1 protein-coding gene is annotated in these 546 nt (G+C 69.0%); it reads right to left on the bottom strand.

Annotated elements, in window-relative coordinates; all coding sequences use genetic code 11:
• The coding region (locus tag JCM19049_RS17205; RefSeq protein ID WP_374700356.1) for a class II fructose-bisphosphate aldolase at window positions 1–375 on the bottom strand (375 nt) is incomplete at its 3' end.
• Window positions 376–546: the final 171 nt, after the last annotated feature.

Genomic DNA, 546 nt, shown 5'->3' with positions numbered 1-546 from the left:
GGCCGCGGCCACCACCCGGGCGGTGGCGGCCACGTTCTGCTCGAATTCCAGCTTCGCCCCGTCAAACATCACCGAACCGAACCCCAGCTCGATCGCCTGGTAGGCCAGGGCCTCATCCTCGGCGTGGTCCAGGTGCAGCGCGATTTCGGCGCTGGACTCCTCGGCCAGCGCCTTGCAGGCCAGGGTCAGCGGCGCCAGTGAACCGTGGTACTTCATGCAGTTTTCGCTGATCTGCAGGATCACCGGCACGGCGGCCTGCTCGGCGGCGGTGATCAGGGCCTGCGCGGTCTCCAGGTGGATGACGTTAAACGCGCCCTGCCCGCGCGCCGCGCGAACGGCCTGGTCCATGATCTGGGCGGTGGGTACAAGTGGCATGCGGTTCCTTAGTGGTGTGCGTCGGTGGACAGGGTTTGGCAGATGACCTCCCGGGCCAGCTGCTGGTAGCTGGAGTGCACCGCCCCGGCGGTGGGCATCAGCACCGTGGCCGCGGACCAGGCTACGGCCCGGCGCAGCGTCGGCTCGATCTCCAGGCCCTGCAGGGCGCTG

The sequence above is a fragment of the Arthrobacter sp. JCM 19049 genome (genome assembly GCF_001310435.1).
Note: the sequence above shows the minus strand (reverse complement) of the source record. Positions and strands in the feature narration are given on the sequence as shown.